We start from the raw sequence: 18,125 nt of genomic DNA, 5'->3' as shown, positions 1-18,125 counted from the left end.
CACCTCAGGGGGCGCCGTGAAGAGACAAGTGCCGATACTGGCGAGGGCGTTGGCGCTCGTGCTCCGCCGCCAGACCGACGTGCCGCCCGACGGCGTCGCGATCCACTACAGCCGCACCATCCGTCCGATGTTCTGGGTGATGCTGGCGGTCAACCCGGTCGACATCGTCCTGGTCGAGGTCGTCGTCAAGTCCGTACCGCTGCGGATCGCGTTGCTGGTGCTGGAAATCCTCGGCGCGCTCGCGTTCTTGGCGATCGTCGCGACCCTCTACAAATATCCGCACTCAGTCAGCCGAGACGGGCTGCGAGTGCGGTATCTGTCCTTCTTCGACTACCGGATCCCGTTGTCCAGCATCGATTCCGTGCGGCAGGTGAGCCGGACTCTGAAGGCGAGGGGCGGCGTCAGTGTGCCCGAAGACGGTGTGCTGGCAGTGGGAATCAACCAGTCGACCAATCTCTCGGTCGCCCTGCGCGAACCGCAACTGGTCGATCTCGGCCGCAAGGGCACCGTCGAAATCACTCAGCTCGAGTTCTGGGCCGACGATCCGCGAGCCGCCGTCGCGGCGATCCGGGGCCAGCTGCCCGCGAGCGTGTGAAGCTGCCGGAAGCGGCGGCGGATCCCCTCGCCGCCACCCCGGCAGCACCCCCAGCACCCCAGCGTCAGAACGAGCCGACCGGCTGGCGGATCGCGGCGTTGAGCCGGTTCCACACGTTGATCCCGGCGATGGACAGCAGCAGCGACGAAAGCTCTTTCTCGTCGTAGATGTCCGCGGCGGCGTCCCAGACCTCGTCCGGGACCGGGTCCGTCCGGTCGGCCAGCCGGGTCACGTGTTCGGCCAGGTCCAGCGCGGCGCGCTCGGCGTCGGTGAAGTACGGCGATTCGCGCCACGCGCCGACGCCCCAGATCCGCTCGTCCTTCTCGCCGGCCTCCTTCATCTCCCGGGCGTGCATGTCGACGCACATGCTGCAGCCGTTGATCTGGCTCACCCGCAGGTGGATCAGGTGGTGCGTGGTCGCGGGCACGGTGCTGTCGTTGGTGGCCTTGCTCAGCGCCATCAGGGCCTTCATCGCGTCCGGCTGCACCTGGATCGGGTGGGTCATCCGAGCCTGCATGACGATCTCCTCCTGTCACGTCCGCCGGTTTCGGCGGGTCTTGCTGGTAGGACCCGGCCCAAGGAGAAGATGTGACAGTGCGGGACGAAAAACAGGACGAGAATTTTTGGGCGGCTCAGTTCGAGGAGCATCGGCCCAGGCTGCGGGCGGTGGCGTACCGGATGCTCGGTTCGTTCGCCGAGGCCGACGACGCCGTCCAGGAGACCTGGCTGCGGGTCACGCGATCGTCGGGAGAAGACATCCGCAACACCGGCAGCTGGCTGACGACGATCGTGTCGCGGCAGTGCCTCAACATGCTGCGCTCGCGCGCGACCCGCCGCGAGGACCCGCTGGACATCCGGGTGCCGGACCCGGTCGTGGAGACCGGGGACGGCGTCGACCCGGCGGAACAGGAGGTCCTCGCGGACTCGGTGGGGCTCGCGCTGCTGGTGGTGCTGGAGGCGCTCGACCCGGCGGAGCGGCTCGCCTTCGTCCTGCACGACATGTTCGCCGTGCCGTTCGACGAGATCGCGACGATGCTCGACAAGAACACCGCCGCGGTACGGCAGCTGGCGAGCCGGGCGCGCCGCCGCGTGCAGGGCGTGACGCCGGCCGGTCCGGCGGATAGGACCCAGCAGCGCAAGATCGCGGACGCCTGGCTCACCGCTGCCCGCGGCGGCAACTTCGAGGGGCTCGTCGCGCTTCTGCACCCGGACGCGTTGCTGCGTGTCGACACCGGTGGGCTCGGCTCGAAGGTCGTGCGCGGCGCGGCCGAGGTCGCGGGCAGCGCGTCGCAGTTCCGTCCGGCCGGTCTGGTGTCGCAGTACGCGACCGTCAACGGCGGCCCTGGCATCGTCGCCCTGCGCGACGGCAAGCCGGTTTCGGTGCTGTCGTTCACCGTTGCCGACGGGCTCATCACGGAGATCAACATCCTCGCCGACGTCGAGCGGATCGCGGCGCTGAACTTCTGAGGTCAGCCGAGCCGGTCCAGGGCAGCTACCGCTTCGGCGGGCAGCTGCACCTGGCCGGCGGCGAGGTTTTCGGCGAGATGCGCCGGAGTCGCCGTGCCCGCGATCAGCAGCGTGCCCGCGTAGCGCTGCAGCAGCCAGGCCAGCGCGACCTGCGCCGGAGTACAGCCGAGTTCGGCCGCGCTGCCGGTCACGACCGGATTTCCGGTGACGTCCTGGCCCAGCTCGAACGCGGAGCCCAGCGGGAAGTACGGCACCCAGGCGATCTCGTGTTCCCGGCACAGCTCCAGCACTGGTTCGGTGGCGCGGGCGAGCACGTTGTAGGAGTTCTGCACGCAGACGACGCCCACCGACAGCGCGTGCCGGAGCTGGTCGGCGGACACGTTGCTGAGCCCGAGCGAGCCGATCTTTCCCGCGTCGCGCAGGGAAATCAGCTCGGCTAGCTGGTCGTCGATGTCGACGAGCTGGTCGCCTTCCGCGATCAAGCCGGGTCCGGCGTCCGCGCGGCGCAGGTTGACCACGTCGAGCTGTTCGACGCCGAGCGAGGCGAGGTTGGCCTCGACCTGCTCCCGAAGCTGATCCGGTTTTTGTGCGAGCCGCAGCCCTTGCGGGGATTCCTCGGCACCGACCTTGGTCACCACGACCAGGTCGTCCGGATAGGGCGAGAACGCTTCGCGGATCAGGTCGTTGCACCGGCCGTCGCTGTAGAACTGGGCGGTGTCCAGGTGGTTCACACCCGCGCTCGCCGCCTCGCGCAGCAGTTTCACCTGGTCAGCGCGGTCGGTGCCGGGGCGGCCGAGTTGCATCACGCCGTAGCCGATCCGCGCGACCTCGCGGCCGGCGAGCTTCGCGGTGCCGCCTGGAGCAGTGGTTGCCGTCATGAGGAAAGACTCCTGCCGTGGCATAGTGGAAGTTGATGCGGAGGCGCCTCCGTATCACCACCGTAGCAGAAACGGAGGACACTCCGCTTTGTCGAGCCCGAAGAAGCCGCGCGCGGACGCGGAACGCAACCGTCTCCGCTTGCTGACTGCTGCCCGCAAAGCGTTCGGCGAGGGCGACGAGCCCGTCACGCTGGAGCGCGTCGCACGCGAAGCGGGTGTCGGCATCGGCACGCTCTACCGGCACTTCCCTACCCGCGAAGCGCTCGTCGAGGCGCTGTACCGGGACGAGTTGGCGCAGGTCGTCGCGAGTGCGCCGAAGCTGCTCGAGACCGAGAAGCCGCTTCGCGCGCTGCGTGGGTGGATGGACCGCTTCGCCGAGTATGCGAGCACAAAGCACGACATGGCGGACACGCTGCGCGCGATCATCGAGGCGGGCACTGTCGACATGACGCAGGTCCGCGCGGAGTTGACCGAGGCTGTCCAGCTGATCATGGACGCGGGTGCGGCGGATGGGACGCTTCGGGCGGATGTTCGCGCGCAGGACGTTGTCGTGACGGTGGTCGGCGCGTGCAGTATGCGGACGTTGCCGGGCGGGCCGGAGCAACTGGACCGGATGCTCGACCTGATCCTCGCCGGAGTCCGTCAGCCGCCGAGCTGATGCACCCGCAACGCCAGCTGGATCTCCAGCGAGCGTTCCGGCTCGCGCCAATCCTCGCCAAGCAGCACGGCGAGGCGTTCCATCCGCTGCGCGACCGTGTTGACGTGGACGTGCAGGGTTTCCTTTGCCCGCGCCAAATTTCCGCCTGCCGCATAGTACGCGCGCAGCGTTCCGACGAGGTCGGTGCCGCGGCGGGCGTCGTAGTCGAGGACTGGGCCGAGCGTCGCCTGGACGTAGCCGGACAGGTCGGAATGCCTGCCGAGCAGGACGCCGAGGAACCCGAGGTCGGCCATTGCCGCGCCGTCGCCTTCGCGACCGAGAGCTAGCAGCGTATTAACGCATCGAACAGCTTCAGTGTACGCCTGTGCCAACGCTTCCGGCCCGGTCGCAGGACCAGCCGCGCCGACGGTCACCGGACAGTCCACAACGGACCTCAGTTCGGCCGCGATCCGTGCTGCGGCAGGCTGATCCGGCGCGAGCGCGACGACTTGCTCCGCGTGGACACCAACCAAATCACCGTACCGGGCACAGGACGCAGCGAGCCCGCGTCGAGAGATACCGGACGCGTGCGCGACCAAAACCGTGTGCGGCGAAGACAAATCGACGCCCAGCCGACGTGCGCGAGCGACAAGCGCACCCGGGTTACGCGTTGGCGCAGTGAGCAAGTCCGTCAGCAGTTCACCGCGCACTTGGTCCTCGGCTTGCGCAACGGAACGACGCAGCAGCAACAACAACGCCGTGACAACAGCAGCCCGCTCAAAGAGTCGCCGGTCATCTCCGGCCAGCTCCGGACGTCCGGAAAGCGTCAGGCTCCCGAGCAATTCGCGCCCCGCCCGCACCGCGCACACCCAGACGTCCTTTGTAGACACAGCGCGACCATTGGCGTGCGATGAAGCCACCGCAGCAGCGTCAAAAGCGACCGAGGTACCCGCCAGCAGCCCGCCTTCTTCGTCATGCACGGCGATCGAGCCACGCAGAACTCCGGCCACTTCCGCCGCCACCGCGGGCAGATCCGCGCCGCCGAGCACGAGGTCCATCAACCTGTCGTGCGCGTCATCGGCCCGGCGCATCGTCGCGTTGGCCGCGTTCAGTTCCGCCGCAGCCGACCGGGTTTCGTCCAGCAAATGCGCGGTGTCCAACGCGATCGCGGCGTGTGCGGCCAACGACGACAACAGCGCGACCTCCGCCGTCGAGAACGCCCGCGACGACCGGTCGGACGCATACAGCACGCCCAAGACCTTGCCGCCGATTGCCAGCGGCACGCCGAGAATCGCCTTCAAGCCCTCCTCGCGGACGCCCGCGTCGATCGGATTCGTGTGCCGGAACCGCTCGTCCTCGAAATAGTCCGCGGTCGCGTACGGGCGCGCGGTCTGCGCCACGAGACCACCTAACCCCTCGCCCATTCCGAGCACAATCTGTTGGAACAGCGCGGAAACTGACCCGTCCGTGACCCGGATGTACGTCTCGCCGTTCGCCTCGTCGTTGAGGCTGAGATACGAAACGTCAACGCCCAGCAGGGTCCGCGCACGCCGGACGATCGACCGCAGCACCGCGTCCGGATCGCGCAGCCGGGCGAGGTCGCTCGCAGTGTCGAACAACGCCGTCAGCTCGGCTTCCCGCCGCCGGTGCTCGCTGAGCGTCTCGCGGATCCGCAACGCCAGCTCGGTCGCCGAACCGATCGCGGCCGACTGCTCCGCGGACAACCCCCGGGCAGCGACGTGCGCCAACTGCTCACTGCTCGCGCCAGCGGCGAGCAGTTCGAGCAGCCGGCGATACGCCTCAGCGGTGGGGTCCACACCCGTCATGCTGTCATTGAAGCCTGCCGTTCGGCCGCCGTCTCGTGCAACGACGCGCCGCGCGTCTCGCGGGCAGCCAGCAGCGCGACCAGCGACAACAGGCACATCGCGACCACGTAAAGCGAGATCGGCACCGTGGAGTGGTACGCCTCGAACAACGCCACCGCGATCAACGGCGCGATCGCCCCGGCCGCAATGGACGACAGCTGACCGCCGACCGAAAGCCCGGTGTAGCGCACCCGCGTCGGGAATTGTTCCGCGAAGAACGCCGCCTGCGGCCCGTACATCGCGCCGTGCACAACCAGCCCGACCACCGCCGCGCCGATCACCGAACCAGTCGTGCGCAGGTCGAGCAGCCAGAAGAAGCCGAACGACCAAGCGGCCATCCCGACCACGCCGAACAGGTACACCGGTTTCCGCCCGATCTTGTCGGACAGCAGTCCCCACAAGGGAATCGTCACGAAATGCACGGCCGACGCGACGAGCACCGCGGTCAGGCCGGTCGCCTTCGGCAGGCCGAGCCCGGTGGTCACGTATACGAGAATGAACGCGGTGATCACATAGTAGGACACGTTTTCCGCGATACGTGCGCCGAATGTCACCGCCAGCGCCCGGAAATGCCCGCGGAACACGTCGACAATCGGTGCCTGCTCGCGCTCGTCCGCGGCGGCCTTCGCCGCGACGAACACCGGCGATTCCGTAACCGCCAGCCGGATCCACAGGCCGATCACCACGAGCACGCCGGACAGCAGGAACGGAACGCGCCAGCCCCAAGCCTGGAAAGTCGCGTCCGACTGCGCCGACGCCAGGATCGCGAGCACCGCCGTGGCCAGCAAGTTCCCCGCCGGAACCCCCGTCTGCGGCCAGGACGCCCAGAACCCGCGCCGCCGGTCGTCGCCGTGCTCGGAAACCAGCAGCACCGCGCCGCCCCACTCGCCGCCGAGGGCGAAGCCCTGGATCAGCCGCAGCAATGTCAACAGAACCGGCGCGAGCACGCCGACCGCGCTGTACGTGGGCAGCAGACCCATCGCGAACGTCGAACCGCCCATCATCAACAGGCTCACGACCAGGAGTTTCTTGCGTCCGATCCGGTCGCCGAAGTGCCCGAACACGAGCCCGCCGATCGGCCGCGCGAGGAACCCGACCGCGTAGGTGAGCAACGCCAGCAGGGTGCCGGTGAGCGGGTCGGCGGTCGGGAAGAACAGCTTGTTGAAGACCAGCGCGGCGGCCGAGGTGTAGAGGAAGAAGTCGTACCACTCGATGGTGGTTCCGATCAGGCCCGCGCCGACGACGCGCAGCAGCTTTTTGTCCATAATGGACTCCACTCCGTTGTGGGGAAAGGGGATTTCAGCCGGCGGTCCAGCCGCCGTCAACGGGAAGCGACGCACCGGTGACGTGCCCGGCGGACTCGCCGCAGAGCCACCGCACGAGATCGGCGACGTCCTCGGGTTCGATCAGCCGCTTGATCGCGGCCCGGCGCAGCAAAACCTGCTCCAGTACCTCTTCCGGCGGCACCCCGTGTTCGGCCGCCTGCGCTTCGATCTGCCCGGTGACGAGCGGCGTGCGGACGTAACCAGGATTCACGCAATTGCTGGTCACGCCATGTTCAGCGCCTTCGAGAGCGGCCACTTTGGACAGTCCCTCGAGTGCGTGTTTCGCCGTGACGTAAGCAGCTTTGTACGGACTCGCCCGCACGCCGTGCACGCTGGACATGTTCACGATCCGTCCCCAGCCACGCGCGTACATCGCGGGCAGGCACCGGCGGATCAGCAAAAACGGCGCAGTCACCATCAATGACTGAATGAAGGCGAACCGCTCCGGCGGAAATTCTGGCAACGGCGCGACGTGCTGAACGCCCGCGTTGTTGACGAGCACATCGACGTCCGCGGGCAAGGTCTCCAAAGCCGCCGGATCAGTCAGGTCCACGACATGCGCCTGCCCGCCGACCTCAGCAGCCGCCTCCTCCGCCCCGGCGACGTCCACGACGTGCACCTTCGCCCCGGCCGCGCCGAACGCCCGCACACAAGCCAGTCCGATGCCGCTGCCGCCGCCGGTCACCAGCGCGGTGCGTCCGGCGAGGGAACTGTCACTGGTCATGGGCGGAAACAGTAAGTCGCTCCGACCAGGGCGACCATGGCTCAATCCACCACAGAACGCCCACGCGCTATGTGGTCGGCCCCCACTGGGAAACTCAGTCCTCGTCCATCCTGATCAGCTCGAACCCGTGGCCGTTGCAGGTGGGACACACCGCGCCGAACACGTCGCCGCCGCCATGGCAGTCAGGACAAAGGCCGTCGTGCCAGCTGGTCCCCGAGACGTCGCAGTGCGGCCGCGGGTAATGGGTGTCCGGCAGGCAGCATTCCGCGCCGGTTTCGGCATGTCGCCGACGGCAGAGGTCGCGGCCCCCAGGCTTGATCATGCCCCCAGCATCGCACGACTCGATCCGGATCAGCCAGCGGCCGACGAGATGCTCCGCGCCTCGTTCGCACCGGTTTCGAAGGCCTCGCAACAGAAGAGCAGCCATTCGCGCACGCCGTCCGGCGTCCCGCCAGCGAACCCCTGCGCCAGTTCGACATACCGCGGAACGCGTCGGAAATAGGCCACCTCCGGCACTGTCAACGCCTTCGGATCAAGCCCGGTCGCGATCATCGACAGCCGCGCCGCCGCCCGAGCGACCACCCCGTCCGCCGAACCGAACGGGGCCAACGCCAGCAGCTCGCCGTGCACGACGGCGGTCAGCACCGGCCCCGGCACGGAAGTCGCACCGGTGACGAGCTGAGCCAGCATCTCCAGCCGCTCGCCCCCGCGCTGCGGACGGCCGAGCTGATCCGGGTCGGCCACCACGTCGGACGCGGCCAGCAAGTGCAGCCGAGCCAACGTCTGCAACGGAGCCCGCCGCCACGTCGGCAGCAACGACTCCAGTTTCTCCGCCACCCGCAACGACCCGGCGAGCAGCGGGTCGGTCACCGAACCGTCTTCCGGCAGCTCGGGATTAGCCCCGTCGATCCCCGCCGAAGCCCGCGCGGCACGGACGGACGCCTCCGCCGCGGTCTCCGCTCCGCCACGCAGGTTCGCGGGCAACCGGTGCACGGCGAAGATCGCGTCCTGCGCTGCCTTGGCCGCGGCGGCGACGCCGTCCAGTTCCAGCAGCGGCTTCAGCGGGTCACTCATGCGTCCAGCACCTGCCCAGCGCGCTCCACCACCGGAGGCAGCACCGACCACGGGAAGTTGATCCACCGGTCAGTCCGCTTCCACACGTACTCGCACTTCACCGTCGAAGCGGGCTTCTCGTAAACCACCGCACACCGCACGTCCGCGACGTGGTCGGCGCAGAAGTCGCGGACCAGCTTGAGCGTCGCCCCGGTGTCCGCGACGTCGTCGGCGACCAGCACCTTCTTGTGTGTGAGATCCACCACGTTGGGCACCGGAGGCAGCATGACCGGCAGGTCCAGCCGCTGGTCGACGCCGGTGTAGAACTCGACGTTCATCACGTGCAGGTTCTTCACGTCGAGCGCGTACCCGAGCGCGCCGGCGACGAACAGCCCGCCGCGCGCGATGGACAGGATGAGGTCGGGGACGAAGCCGTCCGCGGCCACCTCCTGGGCCAGCTCCCGGCTCGCCGAACCGAACAACTCCCAGGTGAGGTTTTCTCGCTCCTCGGCCATGCGCGCTCTCTTTCTCCGGGTGGTCCAGGGAGCATAAGCGGCCGAATAGTGGACTGCTGAAATGATCGGGAAATGGCACTTCGACACAGCCACTTGCCGTCGTAGCGTGAGCCCGTGACCTGGAGCGAACACCCCATTCTGTCCGGCCGCCACGTACGGCTCGAACCCCTCACGCCCGACCACGCGCCCGGCCTGCTCGAGGCCGGAGCCGACCCGGGCATCTGGGCCTGGCTGAACATCCGCCAGCCCGCCGACCTCGGCGAAGCCGAGACGATGGTCAAAGAGGCGCTCGCCGACCCGGACCGCCGCGCGTGGGCGCAGATCGACGTCGCGTCCGGCCGCGTCGCGGGCACCACTTCCTATTACCAGGTAGTAGCAAAACACCGGATCCTCTCGATCGGGCACACCTGGATCGGCGCGGACTTCCAGCGCACCGCGCTCAACACCGAGGCCAAATTCCTCCTGCTGCGCAACGCCTTCGAGGACTGGGGAGCCCAGCGCGTCGCGTGGGAAACCGACAACCGCAACCTCCGTTCGCAACGCGCCATCGAACGGCTTGGCGCGCTGCGCGAAGGGGTGCTGCGGGCGCACCGGATCCGTCCGGACGGCACGACCCGCGACACGGTGCTCTACTCGATGACGGACGCCGAGTGGCCGGGCGCCCGTGCCCGGCTGCTCGCCCGCCTCGGCTGAGTCTCGCCGCACGTCGCTTGGCGCTGTGCGCGCAACGTGGCTGCAACCTTGTCGTAGGCGGACTAACGTCGCTAGCGTTCCCTGAGCCGCGGGTTCGCACTACAGGAGGCTTTGCACCATGACCGAGCAGTCCCCAGCGTTGGACAACCTGCTCACGGAGAGCCGCACGTTTCCTCCCAGCGACGAGTTCGCTGGTCAGGCGAACGCGAAGGCCGATTTGTATGCGACGGCGGACGCTGACCGGGAGCAGTTCTGGGCCGGGCAGGCGGAGCGGCTGTCGTGGGACACCAAGTGGTCCCAGGTATTGGACTGGACCAATGCTCCGTTCGCGAAGTGGTTCGTGGGCGGGAAACTGAACGTCGCGTACAACTGCGTGGACCGGCACGTCGAGTCCGGCCACGGGGACCAGGTCGCGATCCACTGGGTCGGCGAGCCGGGCGACACGCGCGACATCACCTACGCGCAACTGAAGGACGAGGTCTCGAAGGCCGCGAACGCGCTGTCGTCGCTGGGCGTCGTCGCCGGGGACGTCGTGGCGATTCAGCTGCAGATGGTGCCCGAGGCGATTTTCGCGATGCTGGCGTGCGCGCGGATCGGTGCCCTGCACAGCGTGGTGTTCGGCGGCTTCTCGCCGACGGCGCTGCGCGCGCGGGTCGACGACGCGGCGGCGAAGATCGTGATCACTTCGGACGGCCAGTACCGCCGCGGCAAGGCCGCGCCGATGAAGGCGAACGTCGACGAAGCCTTGCAGGGCGCGGAAACCGTGCAGAAGGTCATCGTCGTCAAGCGCACCGGCAGCGACCTCGAGGGCGAGACGCCGTGGACCGACGGCCGCGACCTGTGGTGGCACGAACTGGTCGACGGGCAGTCCCCCGAGCACCAGCCGGAAGCGTTCGATTCCGAGCACCCGCTGTTCATCCTGTACACCTCGGGCACCACCGGTAAGCCGAAGGGCATTCTGCACACCTCCGGCGGCTACCTGACCCAGACCGCGTACACGCACAACGTCGTGTTCGACCACAAGCCGGGCGAAGACGTCTATTGGTGCACTGCCGACATCGGCTGGATCACCGGGCACTCCTACATCGTGTACGGGCCGCTGGCGAACCGCGTGACCCAGGTGGTCTACGAGGGCACGCCGAACACGCCGCACGAGGGCCGGCACTGGGAAATCATCCAGAAGTACAAGGTCTCGATCTACTACACCGCGCCGACGCTGATCCGCACCTTCATGAAGTGGGGCGAGGACATCCCGGCGAAGTACGACCTGTCCTCGCTGCGGGTGCTGGGAAGCGTGGGCGAGCCGATCAACCCCGAGGCCTGGATCTGGTACCGGGAAAAGATCGGCGCGAACAAGACGCCGGTCGTGGACACGTGGTGGCAGACCGAAACCGGCGCGATCATGATCTCGCCGCTGCCCGGCGTCACCGCCGCCAAGCCGGGTTCCGCGCAGCGCGCGCTGCCGGGCATCTCGGCGAAGGTCGTGGACGACACCGGCGCCGAGGTCCCGCACGGCGGCGGCGGATACCTGGTGCTGGACAAGCCGTGGCCGTCGATGCTGCGCGGCGTGTGGGGCGACGAGGAGCGCTTCCGCGACACCTACTGGTCCCGTTTCTCCGACCAGGGCTACTACTTCGCGGGCGACGGCGCGAAGTACGACGGAGACGGCGACATCTGGCTGCTCGGCCGCGTGGACGACGTGATGAACGTGTCCGGGCACCGGATCTCCACCACCGAGGTCGAGTCCGCGCTCGTGTCGCATCCGACGGTCGCCGAGGCCGCCGTCGTCGGCGCGACCGACCCGACGACCGGGCAGGGCATCGTCGCGTTCGTGATCCTGCGCGGCAACGCGGTCGACGGCGGGGATGACGCGGTGCAGGAGCTGCGCAACCACGTCGCGAAGGAGATCGGCCCGATCGCGAAGCCGCGGCAGATCATGGTCGTGGCCGAGCTGCCGAAGACCCGCTCCGGCAAGATCATGCGCCGGCTGCTGCGCGACGTCGCGGAGAACCGCCAGATCGGCGACGTCACCACGCTCGCCGACTCGTCGGTCATGGACCTCATCTCCTCCGGACTGAACTCCGGCAAGGAGGAGTAAGTTCTTCACCGTCAGGAAGGGGCTCTCCCGGCTGGGAGGGTCCCTTCCTGCATTGATCCCCTGAAAGTGCGGGCATCGAACGCATGTTCTAAGATGCCCGCGTACCCAACCCAGATCCGGGCAAGGAGACGACACGAATGTCCGTGGAAGCCTTGACGCACGACGAGGACACTGCGGCCGAGACGGCGGCGTCGTCATCGCCGCAGGCCGCTGGCACCCCGGAGACCCCGGAAGTCGCCGAGTCCACTGCCGCTCCCGCGGAGTCCGCTTCGGAATCCGCCCCGGCGGACGCCTCGAAGCCGGAGTCTTCCGAGGAGACCTCGGCCGTCGACTCGCCGAAGCCGAAGCGCGGCCGCCCGAAGGCCGCGGCGTCGACAGCGAAGAAGACCCGCACCGTGGAGCTGACGCTGACCGTCACCGGCACGGCGGACGGCGAGTGGCAGGCCGAGCTGAAGAACGGTGCCAAGTGGGTCGCGAAGGGCCTGGCGGTCCCGGCCGCGGCGGTTTCGCGTGCGGCCAAGGAACTGCACGAAGAGCTGTCCGGTCCGATCGACGAGGTCATCAACGCCGCCCGCGAGGCGCAGGCCGCGAAGGTCGCGCAGCTGGAGGCCGAACTGGAAGCCGCGAAGGCGGCGCTGGCCGAACTCGACAACTGAGCTAGACCCGGTTCGCCCGGGTCCGGTGTCCACTGTGGCGCCGGACCCGGGCGTTCGTCGTTTCAGCCCACGGGCGGCTCAGCTCCCCAGAAGTCCGTGAGGGGAACCTTCACGGACTCTGATTCCCTCAAGGGGCCCCTCACGGACTTCCGCATCGCCTGCCCGGCCCCGGCTATTCACTAGGTCAGGCAAGGCACAATTCATTGAGGATTGCCTTTCTTAACCGCATTCCAGCACTTCGGGAAAATGTCGCGCGGAAACAATTTCCGTGATTCACTGAAGCGGTGACCGAAACGATGGGCGACGCGGTGCACGCGCACGAGCCGCACGAGGACCTCGGCGGCAAGCTGAACTGGCTGCGCGCCGGGGTTCTCGGCGCGAACGACGGGATCGTGTCCGTCGCGGGCATCGTCGTGGGCGTCGCGGGAGCCACCGCGGACAGCACCACGATCCTCACCGCCGGAATTGCCGGGCTCGTCGCCGGCGCGTTTTCCATGGCGGGCGGGGAATACGTGAGCGTGAGCACCCAGCGCGACACCGAACGGGCGCTGCTGCGGCTCGAGAAGCACGAACTGAAAACGATGCCGGAGGCCGAGGAACGCGAACTCGCGCAGATCTACGAGGACAAGGGCCTCTCGCCGGAGCTGGCGAAGCAGGTCGCGCGCGAGCTGACCGAAAAGGACCCGCTGCAGGCACACGCGGATGCCGAACTCGGCATCGACCCGGACAACCTGACCAGCCCGTGGCAGGCGGCGTGGGCGTCGCTGCTGGCGTTCTCCGTCGGCGCGCTGCTGCCGCTGCTGGCGATCGCCTGGACGTCGGTCAGCGTCCGCGTCTGGGCGTGCGCGCTGGCGGTGGTCGTCGGCCTCACGCTCACCGGTTTCGTGAGCGCGAGGCTCGGCAACGCGCAGGTGGGGCGCGCGATCGCCCGCAACGTCGGCGTCGGCGCCCTCACCATGCTCGTCACTTACTTCATCGGAGTGCTTTTCGGCACCACCGTGGGCTAGTGGCCCGGGCCCCGCCCCGCCCCCACCCTCAACGGAGCGGCTGCGCCGCGCTAGTGCACACCCTTCATCAACTTGCGGATGAACGGAATCAGCGCGAGCAGCACCACGCCGATCACGATCGCGGTGCCGCCGATGATGCTGAAGTACGGCACCTCGTCGTGCGGATCGTAGGACTGCGCGAGCTTGCCCGACATCGCCGTGCCCAGCGACACCGAAAGGAAGTTCAGCGCCACCATCTGCGTGCGGAACGCCTTCGGCGCGAGCTTTGTCGACAGCGACAGCCCGACCGGCGACAGCATCAGCTCGGCGATGGTGAACACCAGCAGGATGCCGGCCAGTGCGATCAGCGGGCTGCCGTTCTGGCCGGTGTGCGCCATCGGCAGGAACAGCAGGAACGCCGCGCCCATCAGGACCGTGCCGAGCACGAACTTCATCGGCGTCGACGGCTGCTTCGGCCCGAGCTTCGTCCAGATCGCCGCGACCACCGGGGCGAACACGATGATGAAGACCGGGTTGATCGAGTTCACCCACGACACCGGCATCGTCCAGCCGAACAGGTCGCGGTCGAGCCGCTGGTCGCTGTAGACCGAGACGACCGTCGACTGCTGCTGGTACAGCGAGAAGAACGCGGCGCTCGCGATGTACATCGGGATGAACGACAGCACCCGGCTGCGCTCCTCCGAGGTGATCTTCTTGCTGGTCAGAATCGCGACGAAGTACACCACCGAGATCGCGACGACCACGTAGACCACGACGTCGGCGAGGTTGTCCGGGGTGACGACGCCGGACATGATCAGCGCGACGATCGCGCCGACGATCACCACGGCCACGCCGATCGCGAGCGCGCGCTGCGTCGACGGCAACGGGTTCGGCACCTCGGACGCCTTCGCGCCGAGATTCTTCCGCCCGATCGTGTACTGGATCAACCCGAGCGCCATGCCGACCGCGGCGAGCCCGAAACCGAGGTGGAATCCGCCGTTCTGCTGGGCGAGCCCGGTCAGCAGCGGGCCGATGAACCCGCCGATGTTGACGCCCATGTAGAAGATCGTGAACCCGGCGTCGCGGCGCTCGTCGCCCTCTGCGTACAGCGTGCCGACCACCGAAGTCGCGTTGCCCTTGAGCCCGCCGGACCCGAGCGCGACGCACGCGAGACCCACGCCGACGCCGGTCAGCCCGGGCAGCACGGCCAGTGCGATGTGCCCGAGCATCACCACGATGGCGCTGTAGAACAGCGTGCGTTCGGAGCCGAGCAGCCGGTCAGCGATCCACGCGCCGACGACCGTGGCGAGATAGTCCGTGCCGCCGTACGCGCCGACGATGCCGAGTGCGGCGCTCTGGTCGATCCCCAGGCCGCCCTTGTCCGCCTGGTAGTAGAGGTAAATGGCGAGGATGCCCTGCATCCCGTAGAAGGAGAAGCGCTCCCACATCTCCACGCCGAAGAGGTTTGCCAACCCTCGCGGGTGCCCGAAGAATCTGGTATCGGCCTGGGCGTCGATAGGGGTGCTCACTACTGCCTCGTCCCTGTCTTCAACATCATTGTCGTTCTCTCCTCGCATGCTAGAAGGCGAACAGGTGAACGAAAAACCGGCGTCAGTATGGACTAGACAACTTCGCCGACGCGATGGGCTGACCTGCGTTTGCGCGCAGCACGGCCGGATGTGAGCGTCATCGGGCAGGACGCGGGTTGCCGTTCGTCACAACGGCCGGTAATCGGCGACTGCGGACGGTAAACTGGACCTCGGTGTGCCGGGAAGTCTGGTCGGCGGGAAAGCCGTCGTCCCCACAAGGAGTTTTTCGTGACCCCAGCCCGCGCCGTCGCCGAGTTCGCCCGTTTCCTCCGCACGGAGACCACTGGCGGACTGATCCTGCTCGGAGCCACCGCGGTCGCGCTGATCTGGGCCAACTCCCCGCTCGCGCCCGCTTACGAGGCGCTGCGCGACTTCCGGATCGGCCCGGATTTCCTGCACCTCAACCTCTCCCTCGGAGACTGGGCGAAGGACGGCCTGCTCGCGTTGTTCTTCTTCGTCGCCGGGCTTGAACTCAAACGCGAACTGGTGGTCGGCGAGCTGTCCCGGTGGCGCCAGGCCGTGCTGCCGGTGATCGCCGCGGTCGGCGGGATGGTCGTGCCCGCGGCGCTCGCGCTCTCGATCGCGTGGGGCACGCCGGAGGCCGACCGGGCGTGGGCGATCCCGGTGGCCACGGACATCGCGTTCGCGCTCGGCGTGCTCGCGCTGACCGCCTCGAACCTGCCCAGCAGCGCTCGGGTGTTCCTGCTTTCCCTTGCCGTGGTGGACGACCTCGGCGCGATTCTCGTCATCGCCATCCTCTTCACCAGCAGTTTCAACCTGATCGCGGCGGCGGTCGCGGTGGTCGCGCTCGGGCTTTACGCCTTCCTGCAGCACAAACGCGTCCGCACACCGTGGCTGTACGTGCCGATCGCGCTGATCACGTGGGTCGCGGTGCACTCGGCGGGCATCCACGCGACGATCGCCGGCGTCGCGCTCGGGCTGCTCACTCGGGTCCGTGAGGACGAAGGCGAGGAGGAATCGCCCGCGGTCCGGCTCGAACATCGGCTGCAGCCGTGGTCAGCGGCGGTCGCGGTGCCGGTGTTCGCCTTGTTCGCCGCGGGAATCTCGGTGAACGGCGAGGCGCTGTCGACGGTCTTCACCACCGCGTTGCCGCTGGCTGTCCTCATCGGACTGGTCGTCGGGAAGTTCGTCGGCATCTTCGGCGCGAGCCTGCTGGCGGTGAAGCTGCACGTGGCGGAAAAGCCCAGCGGAATGAGCTGGCGAGACGTGGCCGCGCTATCCGTGCTCGGCGGCGTCGGGTTCACCGTCAGCCTGCTGATCGCCGAACTCGCCCTGCCCGCGGAAGCGGCGGAAGTGGCCAAGGCGGCGGTCTTGATCGCGTCGGCGATCGCCTCGCTGACGGCCGCCGTGCTCCTCTTGCGACGCAGCCGGGTACACGCGAACGCGGACTGATCCCGACACTCCCGCCAGTCCGTCGCGCCCGGGGAACGGCCACGTGGCACGATGACCCAGTGAGCAGCCCCAAACACGAGCGCACCAGCCCCGACGGCGTGGGGGCCGTGCCGTACCTGCCCCTGTCCAGCGACGAGGAAGCCGCGGCGAGCGAGCAGTCCATCGGCAAGCTCGTCGGCGACGCCACCCAGCACCTGTCGACGCTGGTCCGCGCCGAAATCGAGCTGGCGAAGGCCGAGCTGGCGCAGGAAGCGAAGAAGGCGCTCAAGGGGACCGTCTTCTTCCTCATCGCCCTCACCGTCTTTCTGTACAGCACCTTCTTCCTGTTCCTGCTGATCGCCGAGGGTCTGTCGGACTGGTGGGGCATTCGCTGGCCCGCGTTCGCGACGGTGTTCGGCCTGATGCTGGTCACCGTGGGCGCGACCGCGTTCCTCGGCTGGCGCAAGGTGAAGAAGCTGCGCGCGCCGGAACGCACCATCAGCAGCGTCAAGGAGACGGCTGAGGCGTTCAAGCGCAAGCCCGCCGAAGACGACGACCTGCCCTCGACGCAGGGCTGACGCCAGCCCTCGCGCGCGGTGGTGGAGCTGACGCCGGACCCGTCGAGCGTGCGGGTCGACGGCCCGTGGACGCATCGCGACGTCTCGGCCAACGGCATCCGCCTGCACGTAGCCGAATGCGGCGAGGGCCCGTTAGTGCTGCTCCTGCACGGCTTCGCCGGTTTCTGGTGGACCTGGCAGCACCAACTGCCCGCACTGGCCGACGCCGGTTTCCGTGCAGTCGCGGTAGATCTGCGCGGCTACGGCGACTCGGATAAACCTCCACGCGGCTACGACGCCTGGACCCTGGCCGGCGACGTAGGCGGCCTGATCAAGGCGCTCGGTGCCCGCCGGGCACATCTAGTAGGCCACGCCTGGGGCGGCATGCTCGCCTGGACAGTGGCGGCTTTGCACCCGCGTCTCGTGTCGTCGGTGACCGCCATCGGCGCCGCACACCCGCTCGCGTTCAAGTCCGCGGTGAAGCGAGCGAGCAGCCAGATCCGAGCAGTCGGCCATCTCTTCCGCTTTCAGGTACCGATGGCCCCGGAGAAATGGCTGGTCCGCGACAACGCGGCGGCGGTGGAAGAACTCTTCGCCAAATGGTCCGGCGAGTCCTGGCGATCCTCTTCAGATTTTACGGAAACGATGCCCGCCTTCCGCCAAGCGATGCTGGTCCCAGGCGTCGCCCACTCCGCACTGGAGTACTACCGCTGGGCCTTCCGAGCCCAATTCCGCGGCGAAGGCAGGCGCTTCACCGACGCAGTAGACGGCCGCATCGCAGCCCGCGTATTGCAACTACACGGCGCAGACGACACCTGCATCCTCCCGGAAACCGCACTGGCGTCAGTCCACTGGGCAGGCCCGCACAGCGAACCGAAAATCTGGCCAAGCATCGGCCACTTCCCACACCTGGAAGACCCAGACCGAGTAACGAAGTCCGTAGTGGACTTCATCCGCTAACCCTCGGCAAGACTCGTCCGTGAGGGGAACCCTGAGGGACTCTGAGTCCCTCAGGGTTCCCCTCACGACCCGCCATTCCCTCAAGGGGCCCCTCACGGACCACCCACCCACCGCAGCCCGCGCACCCAACTATCG

Annotated in this window: 19 protein-coding genes; 10 read left to right on the top strand and 9 right to left on the bottom strand. The window is 68.1% G+C overall.

Annotated features, from left to right (window positions below; genetic code table 11):
- Nucleotides 1–16: 16 nt before the first annotated feature.
- Nucleotides 17–595 carry a hypothetical protein gene (locus D0D37_RS35435; RefSeq protein ID WP_162834622.1) on the top strand — a complete coding sequence of 193 codons (579 nt, stop codon included), beginning with the start codon at nt 17–19 and terminating at the stop codon, nt 593–595.
- Between the two features lie 64 nt (nt 596–659).
- On the opposite strand, the gene D0D37_RS35430 is transcribed toward D0D37_RS35435, so the two are convergent.
- Complete coding sequence (locus D0D37_RS35430) at nt 660–1,112, bottom strand: carboxymuconolactone decarboxylase family protein (RefSeq protein WP_116204945.1); 453 nt, start codon at nt 1,110–1,112, stop codon at nt 660–662.
- 71 nt (nt 1,113–1,183) lie between these two features.
- On the opposite strand from D0D37_RS35430, the gene D0D37_RS35425 reads away from it, so the two are divergent.
- A complete protein-coding gene (locus tag D0D37_RS35425; RefSeq protein WP_116204944.1) occupies nt 1,184–2,062 on the top strand; it encodes a sigma-70 family RNA polymerase sigma factor in 879 nt (292 codons plus the stop codon).
- A gap of 2 nt (nt 2,063–2,064) precedes the next feature.
- Here D0D37_RS35425 and D0D37_RS35420 read toward each other — a convergent pair whose 3' ends face one another.
- Nucleotides 2,065–2,940, bottom strand: coding sequence for an aldo/keto reductase (locus D0D37_RS35420; RefSeq protein WP_208720286.1), 876 nt, complete (start codon nt 2,938–2,940; stop codon nt 2,065–2,067).
- A gap of 88 nt (nt 2,941–3,028) precedes the next feature.
- On the opposite strand from D0D37_RS35420, the gene D0D37_RS35415 reads away from it, so the two are divergent.
- Entirely contained in the window at nt 3,029–3,598 is a 570-nt protein-coding gene (locus D0D37_RS35415) for a TetR/AcrR family transcriptional regulator (RefSeq protein WP_116204942.1), read from the top strand.
- Here D0D37_RS35415 and D0D37_RS35410 read toward each other — a convergent pair.
- From D0D37_RS35410 to D0D37_RS35385, 6 genes are all read right to left on the bottom strand, one after another.
- Nucleotides 3,583–5,403, bottom strand: coding sequence for a helix-turn-helix domain-containing protein (locus tag D0D37_RS35410; RefSeq protein ID WP_116204941.1), 1,821 nt, complete (start codon nt 5,401–5,403; stop codon nt 3,583–3,585). The two genes, D0D37_RS35415 and D0D37_RS35410, sit on opposite strands and share 16 nt — an antisense overlap.
- The gene (locus tag D0D37_RS35405) at nt 5,400–6,707 is read right to left on the bottom strand and encodes an MFS transporter (RefSeq protein ID WP_116204940.1); all 1,308 of its coding nucleotides are present in this window, start codon (nt 6,705–6,707) and stop codon (nt 5,400–5,402) included. Before D0D37_RS35405 ends, D0D37_RS35410 begins: the two co-directional genes overlap by 4 nt.
- Before the next feature lie 34 nt (nt 6,708–6,741).
- Nucleotides 6,742–7,491 (bottom strand): 3-hydroxybutyrate dehydrogenase, encoded by a 750-nt coding sequence (locus tag D0D37_RS35400; protein ID WP_116204939.1) that lies wholly within the window; start codon nt 7,489–7,491, stop codon nt 6,742–6,744.
- Nucleotides 7,492–7,585: 94 nt separating this feature from the next.
- Nucleotides 7,586–7,813 (bottom strand): hypothetical protein, encoded by a 228-nt coding sequence (locus D0D37_RS35395; RefSeq protein WP_116204938.1) that lies wholly within the window; start codon nt 7,811–7,813, stop codon nt 7,586–7,588.
- Nucleotides 7,814–7,842: 29 nt separating this feature from the next.
- Entirely contained in the window at nt 7,843–8,565 is a 723-nt protein-coding gene (locus D0D37_RS35390) for a Fic family protein (protein ID WP_116204937.1), read from the bottom strand.
- Nucleotides 8,562–9,059: a phosphoribosyltransferase gene (locus D0D37_RS35385; protein WP_116204936.1), complete on the bottom strand. Its 498-nt coding sequence runs from the start codon at nt 9,057–9,059 to the stop codon at nt 8,562–8,564. The genes D0D37_RS35390 and D0D37_RS35385 overlap by 4 nt, the downstream gene beginning before the upstream one ends.
- Before the next feature lie 114 nt (nt 9,060–9,173).
- Here D0D37_RS35385 and D0D37_RS35380 point away from each other — a divergent pair, with 114 nt between their 5' ends.
- From D0D37_RS35380 to D0D37_RS35365, 4 genes are all read left to right on the top strand, one after another.
- Nucleotides 9,174–9,752, top strand: a complete 579-nt coding sequence (locus D0D37_RS35380) for a GNAT family N-acetyltransferase (protein WP_116204935.1) — start codon at nt 9,174–9,176, stop codon at nt 9,750–9,752.
- A gap of 118 nt (nt 9,753–9,870) precedes the next feature.
- Nucleotides 9,871–11,850 (top strand): acetate--CoA ligase, encoded by a 1,980-nt coding sequence (acs, locus tag D0D37_RS35375; protein WP_116204934.1) that lies wholly within the window; start codon nt 9,871–9,873, stop codon nt 11,848–11,850.
- A 137-nt stretch (nt 11,851–11,987) separates the two neighbouring features.
- Nucleotides 11,988–12,506, top strand: a complete 519-nt coding sequence (locus tag D0D37_RS35370; RefSeq protein ID WP_116204933.1) for a DUF6319 family protein — start codon at nt 11,988–11,990, stop codon at nt 12,504–12,506.
- A 284-nt stretch (nt 12,507–12,790) separates the two neighbouring features.
- The gene (locus tag D0D37_RS35365) at nt 12,791–13,513 is read left to right on the top strand and encodes a VIT1/CCC1 transporter family protein (protein WP_116204932.1); all 723 of its coding nucleotides are present in this window, start codon (nt 12,791–12,793) and stop codon (nt 13,511–13,513) included.
- Between the two features lie 50 nt (nt 13,514–13,563).
- Here the strand turns inward: D0D37_RS35365 and D0D37_RS35360 are convergent, their stop codons facing one another.
- Complete coding sequence (locus D0D37_RS35360) at nt 13,564–15,021, bottom strand: peptide MFS transporter (RefSeq protein WP_116204931.1); 1,458 nt, start codon at nt 15,019–15,021, stop codon at nt 13,564–13,566.
- A gap of 288 nt (nt 15,022–15,309) precedes the next feature.
- Here D0D37_RS35360 and nhaA point away from each other — a divergent pair, with 288 nt between their 5' ends.
- The 3 genes from nhaA to D0D37_RS35345 are packed head-to-tail and all read left to right on the top strand — an operon-like array spanning nt 15,310 to nt 17,990.
- The gene (gene nhaA, locus D0D37_RS35355; protein WP_116204930.1) at nt 15,310–16,494 is read left to right on the top strand and encodes a Na+/H+ antiporter NhaA; all 1,185 of its coding nucleotides are present in this window, start codon (nt 15,310–15,312) and stop codon (nt 16,492–16,494) included.
- A 59-nt stretch (nt 16,495–16,553) separates the two neighbouring features.
- Complete coding sequence (locus tag D0D37_RS35350; RefSeq protein ID WP_116204929.1) at nt 16,554–17,051, top strand: phage holin family protein; 498 nt, start codon at nt 16,554–16,556, stop codon at nt 17,049–17,051.
- A 21-nt stretch (nt 17,052–17,072) separates the two neighbouring features.
- A complete protein-coding gene (locus tag D0D37_RS35345; RefSeq protein ID WP_116204928.1) occupies nt 17,073–17,990 on the top strand; it encodes an alpha/beta fold hydrolase in 918 nt (305 codons plus the stop codon).
- The last annotated feature ends 135 nt before the right edge of the window (nt 17,991–18,125 follow it).

This window comes from Amycolatopsis circi, from assembly GCF_003385235.1.
GTDB classification, from domain to species: domain Bacteria; phylum Actinomycetota; class Actinomycetes; order Mycobacteriales; family Pseudonocardiaceae; genus Amycolatopsis; species Amycolatopsis circi.
The sequence above is the reverse complement of the archived record's forward strand: the minus strand, read 5'-3'. Positions and strand labels throughout refer to the sequence as shown.

Excerpts from the sequence above, each read along its gene's own strand:
- D0D37_RS35430 (WP_116204945.1), bottom strand. The coding sequence starts at position 1,112 with ATGCAGGCTCGGATGACCCACCCGATCCAGGTGCAGCCGGACGCGATG.
- D0D37_RS35420 (WP_208720286.1), bottom strand. The coding sequence starts at position 2,940 with ATGACGGCAACCACTGCTCCAGGCGGCACCGCGAAGCTCGCCGGCCGC.
- D0D37_RS35410 (WP_116204941.1), bottom strand. The coding sequence starts at position 5,403 with ATGACGGGTGTGGACCCCACCGCTGAGGCGTATCGCCGGCTGCTCGAA.
- D0D37_RS35405 (WP_116204940.1), bottom strand. The coding sequence starts at position 6,707 with ATGGACAAAAAGCTGCTGCGCGTCGTCGGCGCGGGCCTGATCGGAACC.
- D0D37_RS35400 (WP_116204939.1), bottom strand. The coding sequence starts at position 7,491 with ATGACCAGTGACAGTTCCCTCGCCGGACGCACCGCGCTGGTGACCGGC.
- D0D37_RS35395 (WP_116204938.1), bottom strand. The coding sequence starts at position 7,813 with ATGATCAAGCCTGGGGGCCGCGACCTCTGCCGTCGGCGACATGCCGAA.
- D0D37_RS35390 (WP_116204937.1), bottom strand. The coding sequence starts at position 8,565 with ATGAGTGACCCGCTGAAGCCGCTGCTGGAACTGGACGGCGTCGCCGCC.
- D0D37_RS35385 (WP_116204936.1), bottom strand. The coding sequence starts at position 9,059 with ATGGCCGAGGAGCGAGAAAACCTCACCTGGGAGTTGTTCGGTTCGGCG.
- acs (WP_116204934.1), top strand. The coding sequence starts at position 9,871 with ATGACCGAGCAGTCCCCAGCGTTGGACAACCTGCTCACGGAGAGCCGC.
- D0D37_RS35370 (WP_116204933.1), top strand. The coding sequence starts at position 11,988 with ATGTCCGTGGAAGCCTTGACGCACGACGAGGACACTGCGGCCGAGACG.